The sequence below is a fragment of the Desulfobacter sp. UBA2225 genome (assembly GCF_002348205.1).
Taxonomy (GTDB): domain Bacteria; phylum Desulfobacterota; class Desulfobacteria; order Desulfobacterales; family Desulfobacteraceae; genus Desulfobacter; species Desulfobacter postgatei.
Genome location: NZ_DDYV01000317.1, coordinates 1 through 6,123 on the forward strand (window position 1 = coordinate 1; position 6,123 = coordinate 6,123).

The following is a 6,123-nucleotide window of genomic DNA, read 5'->3' on the forward strand; positions in this document are numbered from 1 at the left end:
ATCAGGGAGGCAAGGCCCTGGATGGTATCACCTTCGGCCTGGCCGCCGGTGATCAGGGTATGCAACGTAAGATTGTGGCCGCTGGCTTTCAGGAATTCAGCAACATTGTTTTCTGATATGTACGCAGCCAGGGGAACAAATGTGCTGGCGCCGCTGTCAATGACAGCGAATGCCTCATCCGGCAGCTGAATTAATTTTTCTATCATCGTGTCAAATAACCGGCTGTTAATAGAATCCCCTTCCATGATTTCTATTTTGGTCGCTTTTAATGATGCATAAGCTGTCAAGGTTGCATTAACCGGATCAGCATCAAAACATCCGACCAACTGATCTCTATCAAGCAAATACTGACTTAACAGACTGGCTGTAAAACTTTTCCCAACCCCACCCTTACCTTGCAGGATCATATTTATAGCTGCCATTTTTTTATCCTTTTAATTGGTTATGGATGCAGCTTGCTTTGCAGCATCCGGCTTTATCACCCAGGCACATGGCATACATGGTGCCCCAGGCTAACATTATGATTTTTTGAAAATCCTTTTTGGAAACTTTGGTGAAATCTTCAAACTGGTGAGTTTTTTTGAAATTATTAAACAAAGATTCATAATTTATTCTGTCATCATAATAGGCCATAAAATCAAACAGGCCCCTTAAAGGCTGTAATTCTTCCTCAGTACAAAGGTCTATAAAATCATTCTGCAGCATGTTCATGCCTGACCAGATGTACTCCATGGCGTTTTCATAGCTTGATGTGGTGATGCCTTTCAGGTTTGCTATCTGCATGTATGCACATAGTTCAGCTTCCAATTTTTCGGTGTTGGTGTTTTCGATCCATGCCCATATAGAAATTAAACCGTTGAGGGCGAGCATCTTTTTTTCTGGAACAGCAGTCCGCTGAAACCGGGGGATCGCATCAGGAACCGGTTGCAGTTGGACAGTTTCCACCTGGATTTTTTTGGAATTGACAGCCTTTAACTGATCATATGCTTTTAATTGCGCGCCCCTGGCGGCCTGACTGCGTAGAATTTGCCCCATCATGCCGAGACCGGCCAAGGTGATCCCGTAACCATCCTCTCTTGGACCGTGATCTGCAATATGGCCCATAGGGATAAAATTTTCTGCTTTGAATGCAGCGGGGATATCAAGATAATGGATTTTTGTTGCCAGGGCATTGTGGGGCTGGTCAATTTCCCGGGCCAGTTTCCAGCTTGAAATGCCGAACTCGCCGGTGGGCAATAAAACTGTCAGATCGCTTTCTATTGGTATTTGTAACGCGGCTTTTAAATATAATTTGTCTTTCTGAGCCCTTTCCATGGCGTTGAATGCCTCAATATACTTGAGTTTCCACTCCATAGCTTTTTTGCCTGTGAACCCCATAACTAACAGAACAAAACCATCACGGGTCATATTCATTACCGGCTGTGTTTTGTTTTGATCGTTAATATATGAGGACGGCTCAAAATTGAGCCGTCCTAAATCACTAAAATTTTCAGGTAGCTCTGATACAATCTGACGAATTGTTCGCAGCACATTCTTATGGTCTTTCTCGAAATGTTCTGCCACCATCATTGAGGAGACCGTAAGTTTTCCGTTTGTGGCTGTAATATTGATTTTTTGTTTTTCTATTTCTATGTCCATCGTTAAACTCCCCAAAAAAATTAATGCTCTGTTTTAGGCTCCTCAAAATTGAGGAGTCTAAAATCAATAAATAATAAGAAATGCTTATTTTCCCTTCTTGATGAGGTTAAACGGTTTTTCATTTTCTTTTTCTTCCACAATAGAGTCGGTTGCATCTTCAGTCGGGTACGGATCATTTGAATGGCTGAACTTTCCCTTTTTTGAACCCGAGCTTTGCCCGATGCTTGTTCGTGCTGGTGGAGCCTTCTTTTTTCGAGAGAACGGTGATTTCTGGTCGTAGTTATCAACTATTTTCACCCAGGCTTTGTATGATATTGTGATCTTTTTCTGGGCCACAAAATAATCAAAAACCGATTTTTTCGTGTACCCCTGATCCAGCAGCTGCCTGGCTTCATTGTGGACTGCCAAATATTGACTTTTACATGTCGGTTTTAAATTCATTTTAACGCCTTATTTATATCGAGTTTATGGTGTTTTCTGACGTTATACTGGCGGCAGATTTCTGTGAAATTGGCATAGCTGGTACTCCACTTGCCTTGTTTTTTAAGCATTCTATGAATTTTGGCCTTGGAGTAGCCCTTGTTTAAAAGCACAATAATTTCATGCTTGTTGGCCTCGAACTCAATTTCTCTGTCCAGGGCTTTTTTAGGTCCCCGTTTCGACGCAAGCCTGGGTTCTGGCGGATCGGCTAAAGACACGTAAGTTTCTGTATAGTCTTTAAAAAACATGGTAAAAGGCGTGTACGAGAAGGTTATTTTACCGTCCTGAACAAGTTTTTGATGAATGTGATTTATGGGAATGCCTTGAGAAAACAGCTGGGATATTTCTTCTATATTTTCTTTAAATTCTTCATAGTTATCGGACTGATATTTAACAAACGGTTTCCAATATGCGTCAAACGCCCCTTGCAATTTTTTATACAGCCGTTGTGTTGCCCTGCAGTCATCAAGCGCATTGTGCGGTTTGAGGTCAGCCACATCAATACCCTGCTGCCGGCAGGCCACTTCTAATTTTTGCCATTTCCAGGTACCGTAATATTCGCTGAATTCAATCTGAGCGATATCAGCATATGCTGCCCTTAAATCCCGGCATGGCGGGAGAAGTTGCGGCCAGATACGGTGAAATGCCTCTGCTGTCTGCCGCATTAACCTGAAGTCAAAATCACAGTTATATGTCATTATCGACTCTGCATTTTTAATGATCTCAAGAATATGGTCATGGTAATCAGCCCAGGTCTTAATGTGTGCCAGGGCGCCAGGGGTAATGCCGTGTACAGCTGCAGCCTGGTCTTTTATTCCAACAGATGGTTTGAACCGTTGATTAAAAAATGTCCGGGCTGTGTCTGCGTCAATAATTGCCAGCTCTATAACCTGATCCTGGCTTTCCGGGCCGGTGTTTTCTGTGCTAAGTATTAATTTCATCTATCCATCGTCTTTCTTTCAAAAACTTTGATAGCCCCGGTATCCAGCGGCCATTATCCCGCTGCCACTCCCGGGACATCTTGTTTTTTCCAATGATTTGTAAAAGTTTTGATGTTTTGGGTATTTCTCCGGCCTGAACAAGTTTTTTAAAATTCATCCAGGCCTGCCATTTCCCGGCTTTCCGGGGGTATTGATTTAAAAGAATTTCAAATTGTTTTTTAAGGGGTAAACTATTTAATTCAGCTTCCTGCTGCTGTTTTTCAGCCAGAATCCTTTCCTGCTCTTCTTTCTGCCGCTGACGGTGAATTTGATCCTGCAGCTTTTGTTCTTCATCTTTTTTCTTTTGGCGTTCTTCCGAAAAGACTTTAAAGACAAGGGCGTTAACGCCAAAAAAAGAAAAATTATCTCTGAGCGTTTGACCGTAATTTTTTTCGATTCTTTGTAATGCTACTTTGTTTGGCCCATATAGAATTACACTGTCGTTCTTGATTTCAGCCTCCAGGCAGGGAAGCATTTTAGCTGCTAAATTTAGTTGGTCTTTTTCGATGATACGCTCTCTGACTTTTGCCCAGGTTGCAGGTTCCTGGCGGCCATGATTTATGACTGATTCTGATGGGGGTAGAGGGGGAGTATTTATATATAATCTATCTAGGGTATAATCCGACAAATTGCCGACATTTTGTTGATCCACAGCATGACATTCCCGGGGGGGCTCCAGGTCGTCACATTCCGGTAACTCCGGCTCAGTTTTAGGCTCCATTTCCGAGGCCACTTCCTCCTGGTCCGGCTTGGGCGCTTCATCCGGTTTTTGCTGAGGGTTTGTTTTACCAGCCCGTAATTCCCTGAATTTAATAATTACAGGATGGGCAAGAAAATAATAGGTGGTCTGCATCCAGCCGTTAATTTCTTCTCTCGCAGTGTTGATCAGCCCGGCTTCCTGAAGGATCTTGACGTGTCTTTCAATGGTTCGATGGCATACATTTGTCCGGTTGGCTAAGGTTTCCATATTCACGAATGTATGGTCCTTTCCAACAGCGCACCTGACCATCGCCTTAAAAGTTTTTTCGATCCCCGCGGTCATTTTCCCACCATCTTTCCTTTCGATTTTTCCAAACCACAAATCAAGGTCATTCGCATAGCCATGCGAAATTGTGAGATTATTCAACGTTCTCCTTCCTAACCGAGAAAACAAAATACTTCACCGATAGCTTGACAAAACTCTTTTTTTGAGTTAACTTCTAAACTGAGATTATTCAATTTAGAAGTTCAAGCTTCTACAGAAGGACCTCATCGGTGACAGCCGATGGGGTTTTTTTGTTTTTAGCGGTTACCTTTCTTTAAAAATTAGTTCACTCTCCATAAAAAAAATTTTATAATAGAGCGTAATGTAATAAAGAAAGAAGTTAGACGGGCGATCTGGTATTGTTTTCCAGACCACCACGTAAGGAGAGCCCAAATAAAAAAAGGCTCAGAAGAAAGAAATCTTCTAAGCCCTTAAAATTCGGTTTGGAGGCGGCTCCCGGATTTGAACCGGGGAATAACGGCTTTGCAGGCCGTCGCCTTACTTTTCCGCAAAGACTTCTTTCTAAAAACTTTACGCTTAACATACATATAAACTTGCTTTTCTCAAAAAGCAACAATTATTTTAGTTAAGGAATGGGTTTTAAATAACTTACGCATTTCAAAATAGGCATCCATTGAGGAATGCACGTTTTGAAATTAAAGTGCTCATCTTATTTCGTGCTCATTCCTAAGTGCAAATTTTGTAACTTTCCAACAAGCTCAGGTAAACATTGCTTTTTATTTTATTTCAGCATGTCAGCCTCTGTCAAAACAACCTATTTATAGGTGTTTGGGGTTGATAACAACTTAACATAAAATCACAACCACTTGGATTTATACGTATTTAGCATAGTATTTGCATTTGTTGGATGAAGTTACCAATTTTTAATTTAGGAGGAATCTAATTGAAACAGATCAGAAAAGTTGATGAAGCGTGGGAATTTTATAATGAATTTATTTTAGGGTCATTCTCAAAGAGAAGTCAAACCACAGAGACAGGCAGATGGGAAAACCATATTTCCCCCATGGTTGGGGAAAAAATCATAAATGAATTGACCATCGTAGATCTTTTGAAATTACGCAAATCGTTGGAATCAAAAAAACTGAGCCCTCAGACTGTTTTTCATTGCTTATCCTTACTGCGTAGAATCCTTAATCGGGTTATCGATTATGACCACTCTGTGCAGGTGCCTAAATTCAGAAATGTGATGCCAAAATTTGATAACCGGAGGGTACGCTATCTTTCAAGGCCGGAATTTGATCTTCTTCTAAATATCTTAAAGAAAAAATCAAAAGCCTGGTTTGACATATCATTATTTGCCGTGAACACCGGGCTGAGGCGAGGGGAAATTTTTAATCTCGGTTTTGAAAATATCAACAAGAGTGACCGTAATATTTGTATTTTAGACTCTAAAACTCATAAAAACAGGGTCGTTCCTTTAAATGGCACAGCTTTTAAAATAATTTCGGATAACAAAAATTCAAAAACATTTCCCTTGGCGGCACCAAAAATCTTTGAACAGGCCGTTAAGGAATCCGGCCTGAATGATGGGATCAAAGACTCCAGGCAAAAAGTTGTATTCCATACACTGCGTCACACTTTTGCAAGCTGGCTTGTCCAGGGTGGGATTCAGCTTGAGGTGGTCAGTAAGTTGCTTGGCCACACTAGTCTTAATATGACAATGCGGTATGCTCATTTAGCACCCTCCCAGGCAAAAGCCGCTGTTAATTTAATAAGTCAAAAACTTAAATAAAAATTGGGCGATTATTATAGATTTATGTATCCTTTTTATAGATATCTGCATGTTTTTTATCGAAAAATACAGATATTTGAAGAATTCTCCAAATATCGCCATTTATCTCGAATATTCTACATAAATCTTCGAGGGTAGGAGGGCAGGACATGTAAAGTAGGCCCACTTTTCAAGGTGGTCAACTTTACGTCCTGCCTTATTCGCTTCACTCAACGGGCCTTATTCGCTATGCTCAACGGTGATTTTTT

Annotated in this window: 6 protein-coding genes and 1 pseudogene; 1 reads left to right on the top strand and 6 read right to left on the bottom strand. The window is 41.1% G+C overall.

What is annotated here, in order from left to right; translation table 11 throughout:
• From B3D59_RS16465 to B3D59_RS18360, 6 genes and pseudogenes are all read right to left on the bottom strand, one after another.
• Positions 1-422, bottom strand: a 422-nt coding sequence (locus tag B3D59_RS16465) for a P-loop NTPase (protein ID WP_286822216.1), incomplete at its 3' end; no start/stop codon positions are given.
• 4 nt (positions 423-426) lie between these two features.
• Positions 427-1,638, bottom strand: a complete 1,212-nt coding sequence (locus B3D59_RS16470; protein ID WP_286822217.1) for a Rha family transcriptional regulator — start codon at positions 1,636-1,638, stop codon at positions 427-429.
• 84 nt (positions 1,639-1,722) lie between these two features.
• Positions 1,723-2,079 (bottom strand): TraK family protein, encoded by a 357-nt coding sequence (locus B3D59_RS16475; protein WP_286822218.1) that lies wholly within the window; start codon positions 2,077-2,079, stop codon positions 1,723-1,725.
• Entirely contained in the window at positions 2,076-3,059 is a 984-nt protein-coding gene (locus B3D59_RS16480; RefSeq protein WP_286822219.1) for a 3'-5' exonuclease, read from the bottom strand. The genes B3D59_RS16475 and B3D59_RS16480 overlap by 4 nt, the downstream gene beginning before the upstream one ends.
• Entirely contained in the window at positions 3,043-3,750 is a 708-nt protein-coding gene (locus tag B3D59_RS16485; protein WP_286822220.1) for a hypothetical protein, read from the bottom strand. The genes B3D59_RS16480 and B3D59_RS16485 overlap by 17 nt, the downstream gene beginning before the upstream one ends.
• Before the next feature lie 243 nt (positions 3,751-3,993).
• Positions 3,994-4,140: pseudogene (locus tag B3D59_RS18360) on the bottom strand (helix-turn-helix domain-containing protein); the annotation flags it as partial.
• Between the two features lie 886 nt (positions 4,141-5,026).
• On the opposite strand from B3D59_RS18360, the gene B3D59_RS16490 reads away from it, so the two are divergent.
• Complete coding sequence (locus B3D59_RS16490) at positions 5,027-5,875, top strand: tyrosine-type recombinase/integrase (protein WP_286822222.1); 849 nt, start codon at positions 5,027-5,029, stop codon at positions 5,873-5,875.
• The last annotated feature ends 248 nt before the right edge of the window (positions 5,876-6,123 follow it).